This is a genomic window from Lentzea roselyniae (assembly GCF_039537795.1).
In the GTDB taxonomy this organism is placed as follows: Bacteria; Actinomycetota; Actinomycetes; order Mycobacteriales; family Pseudonocardiaceae; genus Lentzea; species Lentzea atacamensis.
Genome location: NZ_BAABBE010000012.1, coordinates 13,001 through 35,939, shown reverse-complemented (window position 1 = coordinate 35,939; position 22,939 = coordinate 13,001). Strand labels below are relative to the sequence as shown.

Below are 22,939 nucleotides of genomic sequence, written 5' to 3'. Positions count from 1 at the left end.
CGCAGCCGAACGCCGCGATCAGCAGCCGATCAGGCGAGCGGCGAGGTACGACTCGAGCTGGTCCATCGCGACGCGCTCCTGCGACATCGTGTCGCGCTCCCGCACCGTCACGGCGAGGTCGGTGAGCGTGTCGAAGTCGACCGTCACGCAGAACGGCGTGCCGATCTCGTCCTGACGGCGGTAGCGGCGGCCGATGGCACCGGCGTCGTCGAAGTCGACGTTCCAGTTGCGGCGCAGCGCCGTCGCCAGGTCGCGGGCCTTGGGCGACAGCTCCGCGTTGCGCGACAGGGGCAGCACGGCGACCTTGATCGGCGCCAACCGCCTGTCGAGCTTCAGCACGACGCGCTTGTCCACGCCGCCCTTGGCGTTCGGGGCCTCGTCCTCGACGTAGGCCTCCAGCAGGAACGCCATCATCGGGCGGCCGACGCCGGCTGCCGGCTCGATGACGAACGGCTTGTAGCGCGAGTTCGTGGCCTGGTCGAAGTACGACAGGTCGACGCCCGACGCGTTCGAGTGCGTGGTGAGGTCGAAGTCGGTGCGGTTCGCGATGCCCTCGAGCTCACCCCACTCCTGGCCGCCGAACTGGAAGCGGTACTCGATGTCCACGGTGCGCTTCGAGTAGTGCGAGAGCTTCTCCTGCGGGTGCTCGTAGTGCCGCAGGTTCTCCTTCGCGATACCCAGGTCCGTGTACCAGCGGGTGCGCTCGTCGATCCAGTACTGGTGCCACTCTTCGTCCGTGCCGGGCTCGACGAAGAACTCCATCTCCATCTGCTCGAACTCGCGGGTGCGGAAGATGAAGTTGCCCGGCGTGATCTCGTTGCGGAACGACTTGCCGATCTGGCCGATGCCGAACGGCGGCTTCTTGCGCGACGTCGTCTGCACGTTCAGGAAGTTCGTGAAGATGCCCTGCGCGGTCTCGGGGCGCAGGTAGTGCAGGCCCTCCTCGGTCTCGACCGGACCGAGGTGCGTCTTGAGCAGGCCGTTGAACATCTTCGGCTCGGTGTACTTGCCGCGCACGCCGCAGTTGGGGCACGGCACGTCCGACACGTCGCCCTCGGCGACGTCCTTGCCGGTGCGCTCGGCGTACTCCTCCGACAGCGTGTCCGCACGGAACCGCTTGTGGCAGGACTCGCACTCGATCAGCGGGTCGACGAACGCCTCGACGTGACCGGAGGCGACCCACACGTCACGCGGCAGGATGACCGACGAGTCCAGGCCCACGACGTCCTCGCGGCCGCGCACCATGAAGTTCCACCACTGGCGCTTGATGTTGTCCTTGAGCTCGACGCCCAGTGGTCCGTAGTCCCACGCCGAGCGGGTACCGCCGTAGATCTCCCCGCACGGGTAGACGAACCCCCTGCGCTTGCAGAGGCTGACAACGGTCTCGATGCGATCGGCGGCCAACGGGAACTCCATCGGGGGAATCAGATTCGGGGGTGTCAGCCTAGCCCGTCACGTTGCGCCCCGAACGGGCGACCGGAGCCTTACGCTGCACGAATGGAAGACCGGCTGCGAGAGCTGTGGGACTTCGCCGACCTGGACGGCACCGAGGCGAGGTTCCGTGCGCTCCTCAACAACGTGGAGACCGACGACGAGCGCGCGGAGGTGCTGACGCAGCTAGCCCGCGTCGAGGGCCTGCGGGAGAACTTCGCCGCAGGTCACGCTCTCGTCGACGAGGCGGAGACCCTCATCGCCCCCGACTCGACGGGCCGGGTGCGGGTACTGCTCGAACGCGGCAGACTGCACCGCTCCGGCGGCGATGCCGAGGCCGCGCAACCGTTGTTCGTGGCGGCGTTCATCCTGGCCAAGACGCGCGGTGACCTGTCGCTGGCGGTCGACGCCGCACACATGGCGTCGCTGGTCGACGACCCGGAGAAGTGGACGAAGCAGGGCCTCGAACTGGTCGAGGCCAACCCCGAGCTGTCGAGGTGGCTGGGCCCGCTGCACAACAACCTCGGCTGGTACTACTACGAGAACGAGCGCTTCGACGAGGCGCTGGAAGCCTTCGAGAAGACCCCGGAGGCGTACGCGGAGAGCGGCAAGGCCAAGACGCTGCACGCGTTGGGCCGCAAGGAAGAAGCCGCCGAAGCCGCACGCGGGGCGCTGGAGCTCCTCCCCCACGACTCGCACGAGGAGTGGGTCAAGGAGATGGAGGCTATCGCCGCCCAGAACTAACTGCGAGGGGTAGCCGGTCCACCCGCTTCGCCGAGCCGCACCGTGAACGCGTCCTCGGCGAGCAGGCTCGTGTGCGTCTCGACCTGGCCGCCGGCGCTCGTCAGCGTCGGCTCGTACATCGCGGGCTCGTCGGTCAGCGCCTCGGACAGCAACGGGATCACGTGTTCGCGCACGGGGAACGGCGACATCGCACGCCGATAAGCCACCACGGACTCGAACTCGACCGTCAGCACCCACCGGTCGTCCTCGTCGGTGGACCTCGCCAACGTACCCTTCTCGCACCCCGGCTGAGCGGTCAGGAGCTTCAGCGCGAGCTCCACCCGCGAGGTGAACGTCTCTGGGTCGGATACGCGGAAGCGGCACACGAGCAGCACGGTGCAAGGATGGCACGGTGACCTCCAAGCGCCCTCTGCTGCCCGGCGACGGCCCGCTCGCGCGCGTCCGCCCGGTCGTGGCGTTCCTGCTCGTGCTCGGGCTGTTCATCACCGGTGTCCTGGTCGGCGGCACGGTGGGAGCAGTGCTGTTAGGTGTACTGATCATCGGTGCGGGAGCCCTGCTCGCGGCCACCTGGAAGGTACTTTCCCCAGGTCAACGCACGTTGCGCGTGGTGGTCCTGCTGATACTGCTCGTCATCACCGTAGAATTGGTTGTGAAAATCCCTACCAGGTGAGGTGTGCCGCCATGACCGTCCAGCTGCACGGCGAGCACTCCCCCGAACGCGAGGCCCCAGCACCCGCACCGCGCAGAGCCGCGCACACCCTGGCCGAGGCCGGCGACCTGCTGCGCGCACTGGCCGCGCCGGTCCGCATCGCCATCGTCCTGCAGCTGCGCGAGCACGACCGCTGCGTGCACGAGCTGGTCGAGGCGCTGGGCGTCGCCCAGCCGCTGATCAGCCAGCACCTGCGCGTGCTGAAGTCCGCGGGTGTGGTGCACGGTGAACGACACGGCCGCGAGGTCGTGTATCGACTGGTAGACGAACACCTGGCGCACATCGTGGTCGACGCGGTGACGCACGTCGAGGAGAAGTTGTGACCGGACTGAGGTCCACCAAACAGCGCACTGCCGTCTCGAACCTGCTCGACCAGCTCGACGACTTCCGCAGCGCGCAGGAACTGCACGAGGAACTACGCCGCCGAGGCGAGGGCATCGGCCTGACCACGGTCTACCGCACCCTGCAGTCCCTCGCGGACGCGGGCCAGGTCGACGTCCTGCGCACCGACTCGGGCGAGGCCATCTACCGCCGTTGCTCGGCCCACCACCACCATCACCTCGTGTGCCGCCACTGCGGCCGCACGGTGGAGGTGGAGGGCCCCGCCGTCGAGAAGTGGGCGGACCGGGTGGCGGCCGAGAACGGGTTCTCCGAGGTCAGCCACACCGTCGAGATCTTCGGCACGTGCGCGGAGTGCACGGCCAAGCTGAAGGACGCCTAGTTCGCCCGACGTCACGCGGCGGGAAGGCACCCGCCGCGTGACGATACGGGTCTGCTAGGACTCGTAGGGCTCAGCAGGCTCCTGCACCGGCGTCGACGACTCCACCGTGAAGCTCGGCACCCACGAGTTCTTCTCGGACGCCGACTTCGGCACGACCTGACCGGTCACTTCCACCCACTGCTCGTTCGGCAGCGACGGCACGTCCCCGGCCAGCTTCACCTTCAACGGCCGCGCGTCCGCCGCGCAGCAGGAGATCGCGAGCCGCGCGACGAACGTGTCCCCGTCCGCCCGCGTCAGGAACCCGGTCAGCTTCACGCGACGGCCGTCCAGCGTCCCCGACTCGTCCCACGCCGTGCGCGTGACGAACTCGGTCATGGACAACGGGATGACGTCTCCGGCCGGCAGTTCGCCCAGCAGGTTGCGGGACCGCTGCGTCTGGTTCGTGTCCGCCGCGGAGCTCACGACGTCGCCGCCGAGCGCTGGTGGCGAGATCAGGAACACCGCGAGCACCGGCAGCAGCATCAGCCAGGTCGAGCGCGACGAGTGCGAGTGGCCGTGCTCGTCGTCCGAGACGGCCTTGCCGCGGCGGATGTCCCTGATGATCGCGAACAGCGCGAGGCCGATCATGATCGTGCCGGCCGCGATCAGCAGCGGCAGCAGGCCCTTCTGCACGTAGCGCAGGTAGAGGCCCGAGAAGCTGATCTTCAGCAGCGCGCCGCCGAGCAGCACCAGCAGGATGTTCTGGGTTTCCCGCCTCACAGCAGCACCACTCCCGTCGCGACAGCGCACAAGATCGCCACTACGAAGGTAGCCGGTGCGAAGCGGAAGGCGAAGGACTTGCCGAACGCACCCGCCTGCAGCGCGATCAGCTTCACGTCGACGGCGGGGCCGACGACCAGGAAGACCAGGCGCGGCAACAGCGGCAGCGCCGAGAAGGCCACCGCCACGAACGCGTCGGCCTCGGAGCACAGCGCCAGGATCACGGCCAGGAACGCCATCACCAGCACGCCCAGCACGATCTGGCCGCTGAGCGTCTGCATCCAGGCGACAGGCACGAACGTCTTGAACGCCGCCGCGAACAGGCCGCCCAGCACCAGGAACCCACCGGCGTCCACGAGGTCGTGGCGCGCGCTCTCGGCGAAGACGGCCCACTTGTTGGTGCCGGGATGATCCTGCATGCGGGCGAGGGCGCGCTCAGCGATCCACTCCGCCTTGCCGAACCGCACCCACAGCCAGCCCATGACCATCGCGGTCAGCAACGAGGCGACGAACCGCGCGACGACCATCATCGGGGTGTCGTTGAACGCCACCGCCGTCGACACCAGCACGATCGGGTTCACCGCCGGCGCCGCCAGCAGGAACGTCAGCGCCACCGCCGGCGCGACACCCTGCTGCATCAGCCGCCGCGCGACGGGCACCGAGGCGCACTCGCAGCCCGGCAGAGCCACGCCCGCGACACCCGCCACCGGTACCGCCAGCGCCGTCTTCGAGGGCAGCAGCTTGCGCAGCGCCGAAGCCGGCACGAACGCCGCGATGGCACCGGAGATCAGCACGCCCAGCACCAGGAACGGCATGGCCTGCACGCAGATCGCGACGAACACCGTCGACGCGGTCCGCAGCTTCGGCACATCGAGAAGATCGACCAGCCGGGACTGGAAGAGCAGTGCGAGAACGAGGATCCCGCACAGCACCTCCAACGACGTGATCTTCAGCCGAGGCGGGCCGGAGCGCCGCTTCGACGAGCGGATCTCGCCGGTGATCGTCATTCCGCGTCCAGGTCCAGCAAGCGCCGGTACGTGCGCGCCATGCCCTCGCGGATCTCCTCCGGCGACGGCGGCTCGGCGAACTCGGCCTCTTCCTCTTCGAGGTCCTCCTCGTCGTCGAAGTCGACGGGAGTGCCGTTGACGGTCTCCTCGTCGTCCTCTTCCTCGAGGGCGGCCTCACGGAGCTCCTCGATCGTGGCGCTCACGTCCTCGGCCGACAGGGCGGGCAGCATCGGCTTCACGATGGCCAGCACGCCACCCTCGGCGTCGTCCAGCGCCACGGCCTCCGCCAGCGCGACGGCGTGGTCGCGCTCGTACGGGCCGCAGATGAACGAGTCCCAGTCGTCGCCGCCCGACGGCTCGAACGTCACGGTCCACGGGAACTCGTTGACGTCCGCGTCCTCTTCCGGCTCGTAAATGATCACGCCACCCATCGAGGGTCCTTTCTCAAGAAAAGCGGGAGAGGAGCTCGCCGCGCACCTGCGAGGCGGTCGACACAACCAGCATGAGCAGCGTGCTCAGCGGCTCCGGTTTGAGGCCGTCCGCCGGGAACGCGTAGCGCAGCATGACATCGGTCCCCCGTTCGGACGCGATGACGCCGAGCGTGCCGAAAAGGCCCTGACCTGCGCGTTCGGCGACCCACACCGCCGCATCGGCCGGCAGGTCCCACGCGACGACGCACGTCAGCGAGAGCACCGTCAGCCCGTCGGCCAGTTCCATGCCCTGCACGGCGCACGGCACGTCGCCGTGGCGGAAGCTCAGCGCGCCGTCGTCGTCCACGGAGACGTCGTGGAACAGCTCCAGCGCCTTGCGCGCGGCCTCGAGAGCCTCACCGCTCGCGTTCACGACACCTCCGAATCGGGCTTGTCGATCGCACCACCGAAGCGGCGGTCGCGCTCGGCGAACTTCTCGACCGCGCGCCACAGGTCGCGGCGGTCGAAGTCGGGCCAGAGGATGTCCTGGAACACCAGCTCGGCGTACGCGGACTGCCACAGCATGAAGTTCGAGGTGCGCTGCTCGCCCGACGGACGGATGAACAGGTCCACGTCCGGCATCTCGGGCTGGTAGAGGTAGCGCGCGACGGTCTTCTCGTCGACCTTGTCGGGGTTGAGCTGCCCGGCGGCGGCCAGCCGCGCGATCTCGCGGGCGGCGTCACCGATCTCGGCGCGGCCGCCGTAGTTGATGCACATCGCGAGGTTGAGCTGGTCGTTGTCGCGGGTGCGCTCCTCCGCGACCTCCAGCTCCTTGATGACGCTGCGCCACAACCGCGGCCGGCGACCGGCCCACCGCACCCGCACGCCCAGTTCGTCGAGCTCGTCGGTGCGGTGGTGGATGACGTCGCGCGAGAAGCCCATGAGGAACCGGACCTCTTCGGGGCTGCGGCGCCAGTTCTCGGTGGAGAAGGCGTACAGCGACAGCCACTTCACGCCCATCTCGATGGCGCCCTTGGCGACCTCGACGACGACCTGCTCGCCACGCTTGTGGCCCTCGACCCGCGACAGTCCGCGCTGGTTGGCCCAGCGGCCGTTGCCGTCCATCACGATCGCGATGTGCTTCGGCACGAACTCGGCGGGAATCGCCGGGGGCGTCGCGCCGGACGGGTGCGGCTCCGGCGGGCGCGGTACGCGCTTCTCGCGCTCGGAGCGGCGGCGACGCAGCATGGGGCTCGGCATCCTTCCAGCGGGACCGTGATCGGTGGCCGCCACATTAGCCGCTACCGCCGCTTGCCCTTCTCCCATCCCCCGGGTACTGCCGGTGAAAGCCGATCAGCCCGACGAGCCGTCGTCCTTGGCCTTTCGCTCCACCAACGGCAACGATCGCAGCTGCCGTTCCAGGTGCCACTGCAGGTGCGCCGCGACCAGCCCGCTCGCGTCACGACGGGCCACGTGCGGAATCTCGTCGACCACGCCCCACTGCCCGTGCAGCAGTGCCGAGAGCAACGTCAGCGTGTCCGCGGACGGCGACGCCGAGCCGGGCGGGCGGCAGTTCGGGCAGCACGTGCCACCAGCCTGGACGCTGAACGCCCGGTGCGGGCCGGGTGTGCCGCACTTCGCGCACTCGTTCACGGCGGGCGCCCAACCGGCGAACGCCATGGCACGCATCAGGAAGGCGTCCAGCAGCAGCGACGGATCCCGTTCGGCAGCGGCCAACGCTCTCAAAGCGCCTGTCACGAGCAGGTAGAGCCGCACGACCGGTTCGCCCTCTTCGGAGGTGAGGCGGTCAGCGGTCTCGAGGATCGCGCACGCGGCCGTGTAGCGCTGGTAGTCGTTGACGATGCCCACGCCGAACGCGTCCAGCGTCTGCACCTGGGTGATGATGTCGAGCGAGCGGCCGGGGTGGAACTGCACGTCGACGTGGCAGAACGGCTCCAGCCGCGCGCCGAACTTCGACGACGTGCGGCGCACGCCCTTCGCCACGGCGCGGAGCTTGCCGTGGCGCTGGGTCAGGAAGGTGATGATCCGGTCCGCTTCACCGAGCTTCTGCACGCGCAGCACGATTCCTGTGTCGCGGTACAGGTTGGCCATAGTGCCGTGACCTCCAGACTTTGCCCCGTGTTTCGCCGGTCAGACGGGCGCATCGCGGTGCCGGCCCCGCGTCCTCATACTGGTTGTCTGTCGGCGTGGGGCCGGTGCCGCGAGTTGCCCTGCTGAGCGTCGGAAGACGCGGCGAAGGCTGGTGGTCGCGGCACTAGAAGCCCAGGCGGCGCAACTGTTTCGGATCGCGCTGCCAATCCTTGGCGATCTTGATGTGCAGGTCCAGGTACACCCGCATGCCCAGCAGCGCCTCGATCTGCTTGCGCGCGGTCATGCCGACCTGCTTGAGCCGCTCACCCCGGTGCCCGAGGATGATCGCCTTCTGCGACGGCCGTTCCACGAACACGAACGCGTGGATGTCCATCAGGTCGTCACGACCCTCGCGCGGCATCATCTCCTCGACCACCACGGCGATGGAGTGCGGCAGCTCGTCGCGCACGCCCTCCAGCGCGGCCTCGCGGATCAGCTCGGCGACCAGTGTCTGCTCGGGCTCGTCGGTGAGATCGCCGTCCGGGAACAGCTGCGGGCCCTCCGGCAGCTTGCCCAGCAGCAGGTCGCTCAGCTTGTCGACCTGGAAGCCGTCGACCGCGGACACCGGGATGATCTCGGCGAACTCCATGACCTTCTGCAGCGCGAGCAGCTGCTCCATCACCTGCTGCTGCGAGACCAGGTCCGTCTTGGTGACGATGCCGACCACGGGCGTGCGCTTGGCGACCTTCTCGAGCTCGGCGGCGATGAACTTGTCACCGGGGCCGACCTTCTGGTCCGCGGGCACGCAGAAGCCGACGACGTCGACCTCCGACCACGTCTCGCGCACCAGGTCGTTGAGCCGCTGGCCGAGCAGCGTGCGCGGCCGGTGCAGGCCGGGGGTGTCCACGAGCACGAGCTGGCCGTCGGGGCGGTGCACGATGCCGCGGATCGTGTGGCGGGTGGTCTGCGGCTTGTTCGACGTGATGGCGACCTTCGTGCCCACCAGCGCGTTCGTCAGCGTCGACTTCCCTGCGTTCGGGCGGCCGACGAAGCACGCGAACCCGGAGCGGTAACCATCCATCGGTCCATTGTCCCTGGGACCGGCAACGAGGTTGTTGCCGGTCCCGCCAGAACTGCCCGATCAAGTCAGGACCAGGCCTTCTGGTGCAGCCAGCGATCGGCGCCGGTGACGAAGCTGTCGATGCGGTTCGGCCCCCGCGACGCGGCGGCGCGGCCGACGGTGAAGAGGTCGAGCCGGCCGGGCCCCACGTCGTGACGGTGGGCGTCCAGTAGATCCTCCCGCCCAGCCCGTACCAGTTGCTCCACGCCGCCTGTGCCGTCGACACCGAAAAGAAAAGCGTGCTCACGGCGACCGCGAGCACGCTGAACAACGCAGCCAAACGTCTCATCAGCACTTCCCCCAGGGTTGTGGGCGAGACCAGGCGACGGCTCCGCTCCCCAGGGGCTATCGGACCACGTCGGCGACTTCTCCCGCCAAAGTCGCACGAATGATCGGCGCAGTTGCCGCGAGGTCCCGCACGACCGAGACCGAACCCTCGTCCAGCGCCCCGGCGTCGGTCACCACGACCGCGGCCTCGAGGCCTTCCGCACCGCTCGACACGGCGGCGGCCACGGCGGCCTGCAACGCGGTGAGCTGCAGAGACGGCAACGAGACGGTGGACGCGTTGTACGTGCGGCCATCGAGGTCCCGCACGGCCGCACCCTCCGCAGCGCCATTGCGCGCACGGACGGACCGCGCGAGCGTCACGAGCTTGGCGTCCTCGGGATCGATGTCAGTGGTCATCTTCTTCTGTCTCCTTCTGCACAGGGCGCACGAGCACAGTGGTGACGCGGATGCGCCCGCGTTCGTCCTTGCCGCCTTCCGCCCGCATGCGCAGGCCCGCGATCTCGGCCTCGGTGCCGGGCAGGGGCACGCGCCCGAGCCGTTGCGCGAGCAGGCCGCCGACGGTCTCGACCTCGTGGTCGTCCAGCTCGGTGCCGAACAACGCGTCCAGGTCGTCGACCGGCAGGCGCGCGCTGACCCGGACGGCGCCGTCGGGCAGGTGCTCGACCGGCGGGCGGTCGTCGGTGTCGGACTCGTCGGTGATCTCGCCGACGATCTCCTCGAGGATGTCCTCGATGGTCAGCAGGCCCGCGGTGCCGCCGTACTCGTCGACGACGATCGCCATGTGGCGGCGGGACACCTGCATCTCGCGCAGCAGGTCCGCGATCGGCTTCGAGTCCGGGATGAAGCTCATCGGGCGCATCAGCTCGGCGACGCTCTTCGGGTCCTCGTCGTCGGCGAGCGTGGCCCGCATGAGGTCCTTCAGGTTCACCACGCCGAGCACGTCGTCGACGCTCTCCCCGATCACCGGGACGCGCGTGTAGCCGGTGCGCAACGACAGCGCGAGCGCCTGCCGCACCGACTTCGACTGCTCGATCCACACGATCTCGGTGCGCGGCACCATGACCTCGCGCGCGATGGTGTCGCCCAGCTCGAACACCGAGTGGATCATCTCGCGCTCGCCCTCGTCGACGACGCCGCGTTCCTGCGCCATGTCGACGAGCTCGCGCAGCTCCACCTCGGAGGAGAACGGGCCCTCGCGGAAGCCCTTGCCGGGCGTGATCGCGTTACCGATGAGGATCAGCAGCTTGCTGAGCGGCCCGAGCACGCGGCCGAGCTGACGGACCGTGCCCGCAGCGAGCAGGCTCACGCCGTACGGATGCTGACGGCCGATGGTGCGCGGTCCGACACCGACGAGCACGTACGACACGACGAGCATGCTCAGGCACGAGTACAGGACGGCCGTCCAGAGCTGGTCGACGTACTGCAGGAACACCGTCGTGACCAGGACCGCCGCCAGCATCTCGCAGAACAGGCGCAGCAACAGCAACAGGTTGACGTGCCGCGGACGGTCGTTGAGGACCTGCAGCAGCTGCCCGGTGCCCCAGCGGCCCTGCCGTTGCAGGGCCTCGACCCGTGCGCGTGACACCGTGCCGAGGGCTGCGTCCACACACGCGAAGACACCGGCGGCGAGCACGAGCAAGACGGCCAGCACAATGACGCCGGCTGGGTTCTCGCTCATGCGCGTCAGTCTTCTTCGGGATGCTGGAGAGGCTTCTGCTCGTCCAGGCCGACCGCGCCGAGCACCTTGTCGTCGGTGCTGCGCTGGTGCGCGGCCCGCTCGGCCTCGTCACGCGCGGTGCGGAAGTCCGCGAGGATGCGGTTCTGCAGGGTGAACATCTCGCGTTCCTCCGCAGGCTCGGCGTGGTCGTAGCCGAGCAGGTGCAGCACGCCGTGGACGGTCAGCAGGTGCAGCTCGTCCAGCAGGCCGTGGCCCGCCTTCTTGGCCTGGTCCTTGGCGAACGCCGGGCACAGCACGATGTCCCCGAGCAACGCAGGGCCGAGGCCCGCGGCGTCGGGCCGGCGCGCGGAGTCCAGCTCGTCCATGGGGAAGGCCATGACGTCCGTCGGGCCGGGCAGGTCCATCCAGCGCTCGTGCAGGTCGGCCATCACGTCCAGCTCGACGAGCAGGACGGACAGCTCGGCCAGCGGGCTCACGCCCATGCGGTCCAGCGCGAAGCGGGCGGCGGAGACGATGGAACCCTCGTCCACCGCGACGCCCGACTCGTTGGCGATCTCGATGCTCACGCGCCTATCGTCCCCGGCGCTGGTTCCCCCGGCGTGCACCGGGTCCGTGGTGTCGCCCGTCCTGGTCGATGGTGTCCTGCTCGACGTGCCACTTCTCGTACGCGTCGACGATGTCGCCGACCAGGCGGTGACGCACCACGTCCTGGCTGGTCAGGACCGAGAAGTGCACGTCTTCGACGCCTTCGAGGATGTCCTTGACGACCTTCAGGCCGCTGCGCTGGCCGCCGGGGAGGTCGACCTGGGTGATGTCGCCGGTCACGACGATCTTCGAGCCGAAGCCGAGTCGCGTGAGGAACATCTTCATCTGCTCGGGCGTCGTGTTCTGCGCCTCGTCGAGGATGATGAACGCGTCGTTGAGCGTGTTGTGGGTCAGCAGGTAGTCCTCGGTGACGTACAGCGAGTCCTGCGCCGCCACCTGGATGCACACCGTTTCCGTCCGCCCTGCGGGCTCGATGCTGTCGATGAACCGCATCGGACGCCCACCACCACCGGCGGCGTGGTACTTCTCCCGCTTGCGCTTGAGCCGGAACGGCTCGACGCCCTCAGGCAGTCTGATGTCGAGGACGTACGCGTCGTGGCGGTAGCCGACCTCACGCCCCTTCGCCATGCCCGGCTTGCGTCCCTCGGCCGGACGGCAGCGCCAGTAGGCCACGCCACCGAGCGAGCGAACGAGAGTGACGACGTCGTCCCGCAACCGTTCGGACGTCGTCGTGTACTGGATGCGGCAGGTCCTACCGGCCTGGGTGACCGGTCCACCGTCCGAGTCGAGCAGGCCCTGAAGCAGGGCCAGCCGCACGTCAGCGCTGTTGTGGAGATAGAGCTCAGGCACGAACTTGGCGTGCGACCGCGTGCCGTGCAGCTCCAGCTGACGCATCACCGCCGTGACCGGGTTCTCCAGCGTCACCACGTCGCCAGGCGCCTTCACGCGGTTCAACGTGTAGTCGACCTGGTTCTTCCTCATCACCGCGATCGGCTCGAGCGCCACCTGGAGCGCGAAGGCGAGCGCCGGATCGGAGGTGGAGAACGACGGAGTCGTCGAGCCGGTGATGCAGCCGTCGCCGAGCAACAGACCCAGGGCATACGGGTTCATCGGCACTTCGCGTTCCGGCAGGCACACCGGCGCGCTGAGGAGCGGAAGCTCATAGCGCCGGGCGTGCGCGGCCCGCAGGTTGCCGATCATCTCCTTCGTCTCGAGCACCCGCCACGGCTTGTTGCGGCGCCGGTCGGACGCAGTCCGCACAGTCCACAGGTGCTCCCCGCAGGCGAGGGTCGAAGAGCCGTCCTGAGCCGTGACGCGGTAGACGTCCTTTTCACCCTGCGGGTAGACGCCCAGCACCGGAGTCGGCTCGCCGTTGGAGCCGATGACGAGATCACCGACCTGCAGCGATCCGATCGGCCGGTAGCCGTCCGGAGTCAGCACCGGAGTGAAGATCGGCTGGGCTCGCCCACGCATGTATGCGAGCGGGGCGACCTCGATCGTGCCCGCCTGGGTGAGGCGCGGGATCGACTCCGGGTCGACCATGTCGTGCAGCGCGTCGTAGAGCGGGCGCAGGTACGGGTCGATCTTCTCGTAGAGCGTGCCGGGCAGGTAGCCGAGCCGCTCACCGGCCTCGACCGCCGGGCGGGTCAGGATGATGCGGTTGACCTGCTTGGACTGCAGCGCCTGCACGGCCTTGGCCATGGCGAGGTAGGTCTTGCCGGTGCCGGCGGGGCCGATGCCGAACACGACGGTGTTCTTGTCGATCGCGTCGACGTAGTGCTTCTGGTTCAGCGTCTTCGGCCTGATCGTGCGGCCGCGGCGGCTGATGATGTCGAGGCTCAGGACCTCGGCGGGCGAGGAGTCGGCGTTGGCGGAGAGCATCGCGACCGTGCGGCGCACGGTGTTCTGGTCGATGGCCTGGCCACGGCTGGCGAGGGTGACGAGCTCGCTGAAGACCCGTTCCGCGAAGGCCACGTCCGCGGGGGCGCCGGACAGCGTGATCTCGTTCCCGCGCACGTGCACGTCGGCGTCGAGCAGCTCCTCCGCGAGCCGGAGGTTCTCGTCTCGCGACCCCAGCAGGCTGAGCACCGCGCCGTCGGGCACGGCGAACCGGGACTGACCTTCCTTGATGCTCTGCTGTGTTTCTTCGGCCACGTGGCCCCGGCCTGCTTCCTGTCGCTCGGATCTGGTGGCGTCGATGCTAGTCCGGCCGAAAATGGGTGGCTACCGGATTGCTCACCGTGTGTGCTCAGGGGCTGTGGAGATCCGCAGGCTTGGTGTCGACGACATACCCGAGTGCATGAAGCTCATCACGGACCGAGGTTGGGCGTGGACGCCCGCGCAGTGGGAGCTGATGCTCGAGCTGGGTCCGGGGTGGGGCGCGTTCGACTCGACGGGATTGCTCGGCACGGCGTTGACGACGCCGTATCCCGAGATGCAGGCGATCAGCGGCGTGCTGGTCGCGTCGTGGGCAGGTCGCCGGGGCATCGGCACCCGGCTGATGTCCAATATATTGGATATCGGTGCGTCGACACTGTATGCGACCTCCATGGGTGAGCCGCTCTACACGAGGCTCGGGTTTCACCCTGTCGGGGCCACCACCGAGTACCAGGGTGTGCTCCGCGCCGCTCCCGGCGTGACCAGGGCGGCCACCCCGGCCGACCTGGACCTGTTGGTGGCGCTCGACCACGAGGTGAGCGGGTTCACCCGGCCGTTGCTCTGGGAACGGATGCTCGACCCGACGACGCCGTACACGGTGCGGATGTCGGAGTCCGGCGTGATCGCCACCCGGCCGAGCCCCGTGGGGTCGATCATCGGCCCGTTGATCGCCCCGTCCGCCTCGGTGGCCTGCGGCATGATCTCGGACGTGGCCGTCGGCGCCGGTCAGGTCCGCGTGAACACGGACAACGCGGAAGTGGGCGCCTTCCTGCTGGAACAGGGCTTCGAGAAGCTCGGCGGCGGCTGCACGCTGATGGTGCGCGGCGCCGCGAACGTGCCTGGCGACCGGTCGCGCTACTTCGTGCCCGCCTCGCACGCACTTGGATGATCTGGGGGGATCTGTGGAACTGCGACGACTGACGCTGGACGACCTCACCGCGTGCTCCGACCTGGCCGAGAGCCGGTCGTGGCCCCGCGAGGAAAGCAAGTGGGCGTTCCTGCTGACGCACAGCGAAGGCTGGGGCCTGTTCGACGACCAAGGCCTCGCCGGCACGACGGTCGTGACGCGCTACCCGGAACTGGCGTCGATCAGCATGGTGCTGGTGGCTGAACGTTGTGCGCGCCAAGGCCACGGCCGCCGGCTGGTATCCCATGTACTGGATACGGGCGTCTCCACACTGTTCGCGACTGAGATGGGCCGCCCGCTCTACGAACAGCTGGGCTTCCGCGCCGTCGGCTTCACCGACATCCACGCGGGCGTGTTCACGGGACCGGTATCCAATACATCACATCTCGCCGTGTCCGCTGACCTAGACGAACTCGTCGCGCTCGACGCCAAGGTCACCGGCATCACGCGCCCGTTCCTGTGGGAGTCGTTGCTCGCCATGGGATCCGTGCGGCTGTCCGCGAACGGCGTGACGGGTTCGTGGCGCGTCGCCGACGACCTGCTGCTGATCGGCCCGGTGATCGCGGACTCGCCCGCCGACGCGTGCGCGCTCATCGCCGACTCCGCCGCCGGCAACGGCCGCGCGCGCGTCGACGTGCACGATCCGGAGGTGGTCGCGTTCGTTCGTGCACACGGCATGGAGTCGTGGGGCGAGAGCGCCTCGATGGTCAGGAACGCGGACCAGCTGCCCGGCGACCGAGCCCGTTACCACGCACCGATCCTGCAGGCCCTGGGCTAGAGACGTGCCCCACCGAGCAGGTGCAGATGGGCGTGGAAGACCTCCTGCCCGCTGTCCGGCCCGGTGTTGAACAGCAGCCGGTAGCCGGTCTCCGAGACACCTTCGGCCTCGGCGATCTCCTTCGCGGCGGCGAAGAGGTCGCCGAGCTGGTCGCCGTCGAGGTCGACGGCGTTCGGCACGTGCTCGCGCGGAATGATCAGCACGTGCACCGGCGCCTTGGGGTGGATGTCGCGGAACGCCAGCGTCGTCTTGGTCTCGTGCACGACCGTCGCGGGAATCTCACCGTCGACGATCCGGCAGAACAAACAGGACATGCCCTGCACGCTAGTGCCGCACCGGGCGACCGGCTCGTCAGATGAACAGCCGGTCCAGGTGCTCGTCGACGGCCTCGATCATGTCCTCGGCCGTGAGCTCGTCCGGCCCGAGCTGGTGGTGGATGTTGAGCCCGTCGATCAGCACGATCGTCCGCCGCGCGGCCTTCATCGGCACCACGCCGTCCCGCAGCTCCCCCGCCTCCTGGGCCGCCGTGAGCACCCGAGCGATCTCGCCGTAGAGCTCCCGCGTGCCGTAGCGCTCCAACTCGTGCAACGACGGCTCCACCATCGCCCGCGGCAGGAACGACAACAGCACAGCGGCCTCGACCCGCCGCTCGTCGTCCAGCGCGAGCATCTCGTGGGCGAAGGCCCTCACCAGCTCCCGGTTGCCGACCGAGGTGTCGATCTTCTCCAGCCGCGCGATGAACCGCCGGTACGCGAGCTCCATCGCGAACCCCAGCAACGAGTCCTGCGTGGGGAAGTAGTGGCGCAACGACCCGCTCGACCACCCGGACTCGGCCGCGACGGCCCGCACCGACGCGTGGTCGATCCCGTCCCGTTGCACGATGCGCCACACGGCCTCGGCCAGCTCGCGGCGACGTTCCTCGTGGTCGACAACCTTCGGCACCGGCTCTTTCTAGCAGCCTCTCGCAAGCCGAACGACCGCCCTGCGGCACTCCTCCCACGACTCGGTGCCCGGCGTGATCATGTCCATGTGCCCGCCGCCCTCCACCACGACGAGCTCCGCTTGCGGCTCCAGAGCACAGAAATCGACGCTCTGCTCCACCGGCACGTCCTCGTCAAGATCACCGTGCACGCAGATCACCGGCTTGCCGATGGGCACCAGCGCCGCCGGCGAGGCCTCAGCGAACTGCTCCTCGGAACACAGCTCCAGCGCCCGCGACGTGATGTGCTTCGTGAAGTCGAGCACCGCCGCCTGCCCCACAGCTCCGATCACTCGCTCGCTGTGTCTGGCCGCCCACACAGCGAGATGCCCTCCAGCGCTGTGTCCGAGCGCCACCACGGGTCCGATGTCGACAGCCTCGATGGCCGCCAACACGTCCTGTCCGGTGGCAGGCCACCCACCGTCACCACCAACACGCCGGTACTCGATGTTCCAGACGGCAAATCCGTCCTTCACAAGCACTTCCGCCAGCGGCCGCCCAAGCTCCAGCCCATACCTCTGGTGCCAAAAACCACCGTGAATGACGACAACAGCACCCTCAGCAACCCCGTCGGGAAGCCAAAGCTCGCCGAACTGACTGGGGTGCTCCCCATAAGCAATCCGCTGCACCCCCAGAACCTACGCGACCAACAAACCCCACCCACGCCCCAAACACCCACAATCCACCCCAACAAGGCACCCACCGCAAACAACACAAACCAACCAAGGCAAGGCGACACAAGGCGACCGTGGCAAGAGCAAAGCGGGGCGTGCCAACACGTGGCGACACAAGGCAAGGCGGGGCGGCGCAAGCGAAGCGAGACAAGGCGACGCGTGGCGAGGCGACGCGTGGCGTGGCGACGCGTGGCGACGCGTGGCGACGCGTGGCGACGCGTGGCGACGCGTGGCGACGCGTGGCGACGCGTGGCGACGCGTGGCGAGGCGAGGCGAGGCGACGCGTGGCGACGCGTGGCGAGGCCTGGCAGGCCGGGGGCGCGACGAGGCCTGGCGACGCAAGACGAGGCAAAGCGAGGCGGCGCAAGGCGAAGCGGGGCAAGGCCGGGGGACACAAGGCAAAGGCGAAGTGAGGCAACGCGAGGCGAAGCGAGGCGCGGCAAGGCCAGCGCGAGGCGAAGCGAGGCGCGGCGGGACCGACGCAACGCGACGTGACGTAACGCGAAGCGAAAGGGGATGGCCTGCCGAAGCCGAAGGCGAGGCGGCCGGGGGTCCGGGGGCTTGCCCCCGGCTGGGGTGTGGGGGCTCGGCCCCCACAAGACACGCTTTATCGACGAGCGGCGAAGGTGCCGAAGGCACCGAGCAAGCGAGACCGAGAGATAAAGGGGCGCCTCGCGGTCCGAAGCCTGGGGGTCGCTTCGCCGCGAGGCGCCGACGCCGGACCGAGGGGGGAGGTGTCCGGCGAGTCCTTTGGTTAGAAAGGCCTAATCGTCTACTCCGTTTCCGGCTAGACCAATTGAGCCCCTCTGCAACTAGAGTAACCCCAACCGCCTGCGGTTCGCTACAACTTGCGTCAAGCCAATCCATCCGATGTTCACCTTCGGAGTGAACTGGGTCACCAGCGAGAGGTGAGCACCCCGAGGGCACCAAGAGCAACGGCCGCAGCGGTAGATGCACGCAGAACGGTTGGGCCCAATCGGACGATCCGGGCACCCGAAGAACGCAAGGCGTCCAGTTCCTCTGGCGTGATTCCGCCTTCCGGACCGACGACGAGCAGGACGTCTCCGGATGCCGGAAGGTCGACATCGGACAGTCGGTCGGTCGCGCTCTCGTGCAGCACGAGCGTGAGCGCCGACGACGACACGCGCTGCGAAAGCTGCGCCGTGGTCACGGGTTCGTCGACGAAAGGCACTCGTGAGCGCCGGGCTTGCTTCGCCGCCTCCCGAACCGTGGAACGCCAACGCCCCAACGCTTTGGCGCCGCGCGGGCCGTCTTCCCACTTCGCCACGCAACGGGAAGCGCGCCACGGCACCACACCGTCCACTCCGGCCTCGGTGGCCAGTTCGACCGCGAGCTCGCCGCGGTCGCCCTTCACCAACGCCTGCGCGAGGACGACGCGTGGCGTCGGTTCTGGCTCCACGGAGCGTTCGAGCACCTTCAGCGACAACGCATCCCGTTCCACCGCCACCACGGCGCACCGCACGAGGGTGCCGGAACCGTCGGACAGGACGAGTTCCTCACCCACGCGCAGGCGCTTCACGGTCGCGGCGTGGCGGCCTTCCGGGCCGTCCAGCACGAACTCCTCGCCCGCCGGGAGCGCGGGCACGAGGAAGACGGGCAGGGTCATCGGTTGCCGCGTGAGGCGCGCAGGCGGGAGAACAGCCCGCCGCCGCCCTTGCCGTTGTGGGACAACGAAGGCTCGTTCTCGCCGCGCATCTCGGCGAGGTCGCGCAGCAGTGCGGCCTGGGCGGCGTCGAGCTTCGTGGGCACGACGACTTCGAGGTGCACGTGCAGGTCGCCGCGGCCGTCGACGCGGCCGGTGGAACGCAGCTTCGGCATGCCGCGGCCCGTCAGCACGAGCTGCGTGTTCGGCTGCGTGCCGGGCTCGATCTGCAGTTCTTCCTCGCCGTCCAGCGTCTTCAGGGGCAGGGTGGCGCCCAGAGCAGCCGTCGTCATCGGAATCTGCACCACGCAGTGCAGGTCGGCGCCGTCGCGTTCGAAGATCTCGTGCGGGTGCTCCTCGACCTCGACGTAGAGGTCGCCGGCCGGGCCACCGCCGGGACCGACCTCGCCCTGGCCCGCGAGGCGCACGCGCATGCCCTCGGCGACACCGGCGGGGATGTTCACGGAGATCGTGCGGCGCGAGCGGACGCGGCCGTCGCCACTGCACTGCTGGCACGGGTCGGGGATGACCTCGCCGTAGCCGCGGCACACCGGGCACGGGCGCGACGTCACGACCTGGCCGAGGAACGAGCGCTGCACCGACTGGACCTCGCCGCGGCCGTTGCACGTGTCGCAGCGGATCGGCTTGGAGTCGCCGGACGTGCCGGCGCCGTGGCAGCGGTCGCAGAGGATCGCGGTGTCGACGGTGAGCTCACGGGTGGCGCCCGCCGCGCACTCCTCCAGCGTCATGTCGAGCCGGATCAGCGCGTCGGAACCCGGTTGCACGCGGCTGCGGGGACCGCGGCCGCCGCCGGACGAGGCACCGAAGAAGGCGTCCATGATGTCGCCGAGACCGAAGCCCGCGAACGGGTCGCCGCCGGCGCGTCCACCGCCGCCGCCCGAGTCGAGCGGGTCGCCGCCCAGGTCGACGATGCGGCGCTTCTCGGGGTTCGACAACACCTCGTAGGCGGCCGTGACCTCCTTGAAGCGGGCCTCCTCGCTGGGATTGACGTCCGGGTGCAGCTGCCTGGCGAGCTTGCGATAGGCGCGCTTGATCTCATCCTGTGTCGCGTTCTGCGCGACACCGAGGATGCCGTAGTAATCCCTGGCCACCTTGTTCGCTTTCGTGTTCATCTTTCAGAGAAAAGTTCTCGGGTGCAGTTCTCGTTCAACGACCGGTCAGGATCTCACCGACGTAGTTGGCGACCGCACGCACGGCCGCCATCGTTCCCGGGTAGTCCATGCGCGTGGGTCCGACGACACCGAGGCCGCCCAGCGGATTGTCACGGCTGCCGTAGCCGATGGACACCACGGAAGTGCTGCGCATCTCAGCTGCCTCGTTCTCCTCGCCGATGCGCACCAGCACGCGACCGGGATCGCGGGAGGCGGCGAGCAGCTTGAGCACGATCACCTGTTCCTCGAGCGCCTCCAGCACCTGCCGGAGCGAGCCGGGGAAGTCCGCGACGTTGCGGGTGAGGTTCGCGGTGCCGCCGAGCACGAGCCGTTCCTCCGGGTGCTCGACCAGCGTCTCGATCAGCACCGTGGCGACCCTCAGCATCGGGTCGCGCAGGTCCTGACGCACCTCGTCGGGCAGCTCCGCGACCTTGGCGCTCGCGTCAGCCAGCCGCTGCCCCGACATGGCCTGGTTCAGCACGCCGCGCAGGTGGGCCGTGTCCTCTTCACTGATCACGTCACCCAGCTCGACGATCCGCTGGTCGACGCGGCCGGTGTCGGTGATCAGCACCAGCATCAGCCGCGACGGCGTGATCGACAGCACCTCGAGGTGCCGCACGGCCGCGCGGGACAGGGTCGGCACCTGGATCACCGCGACCTGCCGGGTGAGCTGCGCGAGCAACCGGACGCTGCGGCGCATCACGTCGTCGAGGTCGAGCGCTCCGTCGAGGAAGCTGCGGATGGCCCGCTTCTCGGCCTGCGAGAGCGGCTTGATCTCGCTCAGCCTGTCGACGAAGAGCCGGTAGCCCTTGTCCGTCGGCACACGACCCGCGCTGGTGTGCGGCTGGGCGATGTAGCCCTCGTCCTCCAGCGCGGCCATGTCGTTGCGCACGGTCGCGCTCGACACACCCAGGTTGTGCCGCTCCACCAGCGCTTTCGACCCGACGGGCTCCTGGTTGGACACGTAGTCGGCGACGATGGCGCGCAGCACCTCGAACCGACGCTCATCGGCGTTCACCGCTGTCACCTCCGTGTCCCGTGCTCCCGAGTTTACCCAGGCGGTTTCCTGCCGGGAGCCAGCTCTGTTGCGTTGCTGAACCCGAACTCAAGTTCAAGCTGATATATTGGATATCACTCTTACCCGCGACGCCTGCGATGTAAACAACGCAGAACTCCGCCGCCCTCTTGACTGACGATTCAGTCAACCGTTGGGTAGATGGCGCCGCCGCCCCGGTCCCGTGAGGGTGCGCATGCGCAGAGTCATCTGTCTGCTCCTGGTGGCGGCACTGCTGATCCAGCCCGGCGTCGCCACTGCGGATCAGGGCTCGATCTCCCGCAACATCCGCGGCTGGACGATCCTCTCCGACAGCGACGCGGGCGCCGACGAGGTGATCGCCTCGGCGAAGCGCTACCGGATCAACCACCTGCAGCTGTCCCACGACGTCGTGCACGACCTGCGCGAGGTCCGCGACCCGCGCAGACAGGCCCAGGTGAACCGCCTCACCGACCTCGCCCACACGTCGGGCATCAGGGAGGTCGCCGCCTGGGACCACGCCCTCTACAACCTCGCCTATTACCCAGCCGAGTTCCGCACCGGCCCGAACGGCACGATCGACCTCGACAACCCGGCGTTCTGGGAGTGGTTCAAGGCCGACTACCGCCAGATGCTCGACCTCGTCCCGGACGTCGACTCGATCATCCTGACGTTCGTCGAGACCGGCGCCCGTGTGGAGAACCAGCACTCCACCCGCCTCAAAACCGCCGAGGAGAAGCTCGCCCACCTCGTCGACCAGGTCGCGTCCGTGATCGACGAGCGCGGCATGCTGCTGTACCTGCGCACGTTCGGCTACTACCCCGCCGAGATGGAACGCACGATCGGCGCGATCGACCGCGTCCGGAACCAGCGCATCCGCGTGATGGCCAAGGCACAGCCCCACGACTTCTTCCTCACGCACCCGATCGACGTCACCGTCCCGCGCATCAAACGCCCGGTGCTCATCGAGTACGACACCGCCGGCGAGTACAACGGCCAGGGCAAGATCGCCAACGCGTTCGTCGCCGAGCACGCCGACCGCCTGCGCCACTACCGCAAGCTCCCCAACGTGATCGGCTACGTGGCCCGCACCGACCGCTACGACGAGTCCCGCATCGTCAACACCCCCACCGAGATCAACCTGTTCGCCCTGAAGCGCGCCTCGGAAGGCGCCTCGAACTCCCGGATCTACTTCGAGTTCGCCGCCCGCAAGTACGGCCTGCCGGCCGCACCGCACGTCGCCAGAGCCCTCGCACGTTCGCCGGAGATCATCACCTCGACGCTCTACACGTTGGGCAGCAACAGCGCCAACCACTCGCGGCTGGACTACGACCCGTACTGCTCCAGCTACCACCGCAGCGTCTCCGGCAAGTGGGTCGACCCGCCCGAGACGTTCGTGCGCCACGGCGTGAACAAGAGGTTCCACTACTGGATCGACGTCGCGAACCACCTCGCACCACCGCACTGCAAGACCGACGGCGTCCTGCGCCGCGAGGCCGGCTACGTGCTGGACCGCGGCTGGGTCACGCCCGGCAACCTGATGACGCAGGAGTACCTCGACCACCTCAACATCGAGAAGAACCACGGCGTCAACCTCGCCAAGGCCTCCCTGCGCGACGTCGAACGCGTCCGGAAGTTTCTGCGCCCCAACGACTACACGCAACTGAAGTCCTATTTCGAACGCACCGTGCTGACCGCGGAGCTGCACAGGGCGGTCGCCAAGGCGTACTTCGGCTACCGGATCTACGTCCAGCAGCCGTCCACCGAGCTCGCACGCTCTATTTGGGACGGTCTCGACGAGGCGCAAGCCGTCGCCGCCCGAGTACGGGCGTACCCGGCACCGCCGACCGGGGAGTGGAACTGGGTGATCGACGCCGCCCAGGCCGACCTCTACCTCAAGCGGATCTCAGAGGGCTGGGACCGCTATTCCAACATCAAGGTGCCACGCCCTGTTTTTGTCGGTACTGGTCGCTAGGGTCCAAACCATCCGAATCTGAGGTGGGGACCGCGGTGAGAGACGAAGAGCGCCGACCACCACCTGGTGTGCTCGAACAGGGCTGCGCACCAAGGGC

The 22,939-nt window shown here is 68.7% G+C and carries 26 protein-coding genes and 3 pseudogenes; 7 read left to right on the top strand and 22 right to left on the bottom strand.

Annotated elements, in window-relative coordinates; translation table 11 throughout:
* Nucleotides 1–18: 18 nt before the first annotated feature.
* Nucleotides 19–1,404 carry a glycine--tRNA ligase gene (locus tag ABFX45_RS22080; RefSeq protein ID WP_109641281.1) on the bottom strand — a complete coding sequence of 462 codons (1,386 nt, stop codon included), beginning with the start codon at nt 1,402–1,404 and terminating at the stop codon, nt 19–21.
* A gap of 93 nt (nt 1,405–1,497) precedes the next feature.
* Here ABFX45_RS22080 and ABFX45_RS22075 point away from each other — a divergent pair, with 93 nt between their 5' ends.
* A complete protein-coding gene (locus tag ABFX45_RS22075) occupies nt 1,498–2,175 on the top strand; it encodes a tetratricopeptide repeat protein (protein WP_346131830.1) in 678 nt (225 codons plus the stop codon).
* Here ABFX45_RS22075 and ABFX45_RS22070 read toward each other — a convergent pair.
* Nucleotides 2,172–2,549, bottom strand: coding sequence for an antibiotic biosynthesis monooxygenase family protein (locus ABFX45_RS22070; protein WP_109641117.1), 378 nt, complete (start codon nt 2,547–2,549; stop codon nt 2,172–2,174). The genes ABFX45_RS22075 and ABFX45_RS22070 overlap by 4 nt on opposite strands.
* A gap of 17 nt (nt 2,550–2,566) precedes the next feature.
* On the opposite strand from ABFX45_RS22070, the gene ABFX45_RS22065 reads away from it, so the two are divergent.
* The 3 genes from ABFX45_RS22065 to ABFX45_RS22055 are packed head-to-tail and all read left to right on the top strand — an operon-like array spanning nt 2,567 to nt 3,605.
* The gene (locus ABFX45_RS22065; RefSeq protein ID WP_109641116.1) at nt 2,567–2,845 is read left to right on the top strand and encodes a hypothetical protein; all 279 of its coding nucleotides are present in this window, start codon (nt 2,567–2,569) and stop codon (nt 2,843–2,845) included.
* Nucleotides 2,846–2,856: 11 nt separating this feature from the next.
* The gene (locus ABFX45_RS22060; RefSeq protein WP_109641115.1) at nt 2,857–3,207 is read left to right on the top strand and encodes an ArsR/SmtB family transcription factor; all 351 of its coding nucleotides are present in this window, start codon (nt 2,857–2,859) and stop codon (nt 3,205–3,207) included.
* Nucleotides 3,204–3,605, top strand: coding sequence for a Fur family transcriptional regulator (locus ABFX45_RS22055; RefSeq protein WP_109641114.1), 402 nt, complete (start codon nt 3,204–3,206; stop codon nt 3,603–3,605). Before ABFX45_RS22060 ends, ABFX45_RS22055 begins: the two co-directional genes overlap by 4 nt.
* Nucleotides 3,606–3,659: 54 nt before the next feature.
* On the opposite strand, the gene ABFX45_RS22050 is transcribed toward ABFX45_RS22055, so the two are convergent.
* The 14 genes and pseudogenes from ABFX45_RS22050 to ABFX45_RS21985 all read right to left on the bottom strand — a co-directional run.
* Nucleotides 3,660–4,364, bottom strand: a complete 705-nt coding sequence (locus tag ABFX45_RS22050; RefSeq protein WP_112229098.1) for a TIGR03943 family putative permease subunit — start codon at nt 4,362–4,364, stop codon at nt 3,660–3,662.
* Nucleotides 4,361–5,371 (bottom strand): permease, encoded by a 1,011-nt coding sequence (locus tag ABFX45_RS22045; protein WP_346131829.1) that lies wholly within the window; start codon nt 5,369–5,371, stop codon nt 4,361–4,363. Before ABFX45_RS22045 ends, ABFX45_RS22050 begins: the two co-directional genes overlap by 4 nt.
* Complete coding sequence (locus ABFX45_RS22040) at nt 5,368–5,802, bottom strand: hypothetical protein (RefSeq protein WP_112229096.1); 435 nt, start codon at nt 5,800–5,802, stop codon at nt 5,368–5,370. The genes ABFX45_RS22045 and ABFX45_RS22040 overlap by 4 nt, the downstream gene beginning before the upstream one ends.
* Nucleotides 5,803–5,815: 13 nt before the next feature.
* Entirely contained in the window at nt 5,816–6,214 is a 399-nt protein-coding gene (locus tag ABFX45_RS22035) for a YbjN domain-containing protein (RefSeq protein WP_109641110.1), read from the bottom strand.
* A complete protein-coding gene (locus tag ABFX45_RS22030; protein WP_109641109.1) occupies nt 6,211–7,029 on the bottom strand; it encodes an isoprenyl transferase in 819 nt (272 codons plus the stop codon). The genes ABFX45_RS22035 and ABFX45_RS22030 overlap by 4 nt, the downstream gene beginning before the upstream one ends.
* A 105-nt stretch (nt 7,030–7,134) precedes the next feature.
* Entirely contained in the window at nt 7,135–7,893 is a 759-nt protein-coding gene (gene recO, locus ABFX45_RS22025) for a DNA repair protein RecO (RefSeq protein WP_109641108.1), read from the bottom strand.
* Between the two features lie 163 nt (nt 7,894–8,056).
* Nucleotides 8,057–8,953: a GTPase Era gene (gene era / locus ABFX45_RS22020; RefSeq protein WP_109641107.1), complete on the bottom strand. Its 897-nt coding sequence runs from the start codon at nt 8,951–8,953 to the stop codon at nt 8,057–8,059.
* A gap of 65 nt (nt 8,954–9,018) precedes the next feature.
* Nucleotides 9,019–9,141 carry a hypothetical protein gene (locus ABFX45_RS22015; protein ID WP_346131828.1) on the bottom strand — a complete coding sequence of 41 codons (123 nt, stop codon included), beginning with the start codon at nt 9,139–9,141 and terminating at the stop codon, nt 9,019–9,021.
* Nucleotides 9,142–9,337: 196 nt separating this feature from the next.
* Entirely contained in the window at nt 9,338–9,676 is a 339-nt protein-coding gene (locus ABFX45_RS22010) for a cytidine deaminase (RefSeq protein WP_346131827.1), read from the bottom strand.
* Nucleotides 9,666–10,958, bottom strand: a complete 1,293-nt coding sequence (locus ABFX45_RS22005) for a hemolysin family protein (RefSeq protein ID WP_109641105.1) — start codon at nt 10,956–10,958, stop codon at nt 9,666–9,668. Before ABFX45_RS22005 ends, ABFX45_RS22010 begins: the two co-directional genes overlap by 11 nt.
* Before the next feature lie 5 nt (nt 10,959–10,963).
* Entirely contained in the window at nt 10,964–11,524 is a 561-nt protein-coding gene (gene ybeY, locus ABFX45_RS22000; protein ID WP_109641104.1) for an rRNA maturation RNase YbeY, read from the bottom strand.
* 4 nt (nt 11,525–11,528) lie between these two features.
* Nucleotides 11,529–11,885: pseudogene (locus ABFX45_RS21995) on the bottom strand (PhoH family protein); the annotation flags it as partial.
* Nucleotides 11,886–12,167: 282 nt separating this feature from the next.
* Nucleotides 12,168–12,398 (bottom strand): annotated as a pseudogene (locus ABFX45_RS21990) (LAGLIDADG family homing endonuclease); the annotation flags it as partial.
* A 567-nt stretch (nt 12,399–12,965) separates the two neighbouring features.
* Nucleotides 12,966–13,658: pseudogene (locus tag ABFX45_RS21985) on the bottom strand (PhoH family protein); the annotation flags it as partial.
* A 145-nt stretch (nt 13,659–13,803) separates the two neighbouring features.
* Here ABFX45_RS21985 and ABFX45_RS21980 point away from each other — a divergent pair.
* Entirely contained in the window at nt 13,804–14,550 is a 747-nt protein-coding gene (locus ABFX45_RS21980) for a hypothetical protein (RefSeq protein ID WP_346131826.1), read from the top strand.
* A 13-nt stretch (nt 14,551–14,563) separates the two neighbouring features.
* Nucleotides 14,564–15,346 (top strand): GNAT family N-acetyltransferase, encoded by a 783-nt coding sequence (locus tag ABFX45_RS21975; RefSeq protein WP_346131825.1) that lies wholly within the window; start codon nt 14,564–14,566, stop codon nt 15,344–15,346.
* Here ABFX45_RS21975 and ABFX45_RS21970 read toward each other — a convergent pair.
* The 6 genes from ABFX45_RS21970 to hrcA all read right to left on the bottom strand — a co-directional run bounded on the left by ABFX45_RS21970 (nt 15,343) and on the right by hrcA (nt 20,852).
* Nucleotides 15,343–15,660, bottom strand: a complete 318-nt coding sequence (locus ABFX45_RS21970; protein WP_346131824.1) for a histidine triad nucleotide-binding protein — start codon at nt 15,658–15,660, stop codon at nt 15,343–15,345. The genes ABFX45_RS21975 and ABFX45_RS21970 overlap by 4 nt on opposite strands.
* 37 nt (nt 15,661–15,697) lie before the next feature.
* On the bottom strand, nt 15,698–16,288 hold the full coding sequence (locus tag ABFX45_RS21965) for a TetR/AcrR family transcriptional regulator (RefSeq protein ID WP_109641099.1): 591 nt from the start codon (nt 16,286–16,288) through the stop codon (nt 15,698–15,700).
* A gap of 9 nt (nt 16,289–16,297) precedes the next feature.
* Complete coding sequence (locus tag ABFX45_RS21960) at nt 16,298–16,954, bottom strand: alpha/beta hydrolase family protein (RefSeq protein WP_346131823.1); 657 nt, start codon at nt 16,952–16,954, stop codon at nt 16,298–16,300.
* Between the two features lie 940 nt (nt 16,955–17,894).
* Nucleotides 17,895–18,626 carry a 16S rRNA (uracil(1498)-N(3))-methyltransferase gene (locus ABFX45_RS21955; protein ID WP_346131822.1) on the bottom strand — a complete coding sequence of 244 codons (732 nt, stop codon included), beginning with the start codon at nt 18,624–18,626 and terminating at the stop codon, nt 17,895–17,897.
* Nucleotides 18,623–19,774 (bottom strand): molecular chaperone DnaJ, encoded by a 1,152-nt coding sequence (dnaJ, locus tag ABFX45_RS21950; protein ID WP_109641280.1) that lies wholly within the window; start codon nt 19,772–19,774, stop codon nt 18,623–18,625. Before dnaJ ends, ABFX45_RS21955 begins: the two co-directional genes overlap by 4 nt.
* Nucleotides 19,775–19,829: 55 nt before the next feature.
* Nucleotides 19,830–20,852 (bottom strand): heat-inducible transcriptional repressor HrcA, encoded by a 1,023-nt coding sequence (hrcA, locus tag ABFX45_RS21945; RefSeq protein ID WP_346131821.1) that lies wholly within the window; start codon nt 20,850–20,852, stop codon nt 19,830–19,832.
* A 232-nt stretch (nt 20,853–21,084) separates the two neighbouring features.
* Between hrcA and ABFX45_RS21940 the strand changes: the two genes are divergently transcribed.
* Nucleotides 21,085–22,842 (top strand): hypothetical protein, encoded by a 1,758-nt coding sequence (locus ABFX45_RS21940; RefSeq protein ID WP_346131820.1) that lies wholly within the window; start codon nt 21,085–21,087, stop codon nt 22,840–22,842.
* Nucleotides 22,843–22,939: the final 97 nt, after the last annotated feature.

Excerpts from the sequence above, each read along its gene's own strand:
- ABFX45_RS22075 (WP_346131830.1), top strand. The coding sequence starts at position 1,498 with ATGGAAGACCGGCTGCGAGAGCTGTGGGACTTCGCCGACCTGGACGGC.
- ABFX45_RS22060 (WP_109641115.1), top strand. The coding sequence starts at position 2,857 with ATGACCGTCCAGCTGCACGGCGAGCACTCCCCCGAACGCGAGGCCCCA.
- ABFX45_RS22040 (WP_112229096.1), bottom strand. The coding sequence starts at position 5,802 with ATGGGTGGCGTGATCATTTACGAGCCGGAAGAGGACGCGGACGTCAAC.
- ABFX45_RS22045 (WP_346131829.1), bottom strand. The coding sequence starts at position 5,371 with ATGACGATCACCGGCGAGATCCGCTCGTCGAAGCGGCGCTCCGGCCCG.
- ABFX45_RS22010 (WP_346131827.1), bottom strand. The coding sequence starts at position 9,676 with ATGACCACTGACATCGATCCCGAGGACGCCAAGCTCGTGACGCTCGCG.
- ABFX45_RS21940 (WP_346131820.1), top strand. The coding sequence starts at position 21,085 with ATGCGCAGAGTCATCTGTCTGCTCCTGGTGGCGGCACTGCTGATCCAG.
- ABFX45_RS22030 (WP_109641109.1), bottom strand. The coding sequence starts at position 7,029 with ATGCTGCGTCGCCGCCGCTCCGAGCGCGAGAAGCGCGTACCGCGCCCG.
- ABFX45_RS21980 (WP_346131826.1), top strand. The coding sequence starts at position 13,804 with ATGAAGCTCATCACGGACCGAGGTTGGGCGTGGACGCCCGCGCAGTGG.
- era (WP_109641107.1), bottom strand. The coding sequence starts at position 8,953 with ATGGATGGTTACCGCTCCGGGTTCGCGTGCTTCGTCGGCCGCCCGAAC.
- ABFX45_RS21970 (WP_346131824.1), bottom strand. The coding sequence starts at position 15,660 with ATGTCCTGTTTGTTCTGCCGGATCGTCGACGGTGAGATTCCCGCGACG.
- ABFX45_RS21955 (WP_346131822.1), bottom strand. The coding sequence starts at position 18,626 with ATGACCCTGCCCGTCTTCCTCGTGCCCGCGCTCCCGGCGGGCGAGGAG.
- recO (WP_109641108.1), bottom strand. The coding sequence starts at position 7,893 with ATGGCCAACCTGTACCGCGACACAGGAATCGTGCTGCGCGTGCAGAAG.
- ABFX45_RS22005 (WP_109641105.1), bottom strand. The coding sequence starts at position 10,958 with ATGAGCGAGAACCCAGCCGGCGTCATTGTGCTGGCCGTCTTGCTCGTG.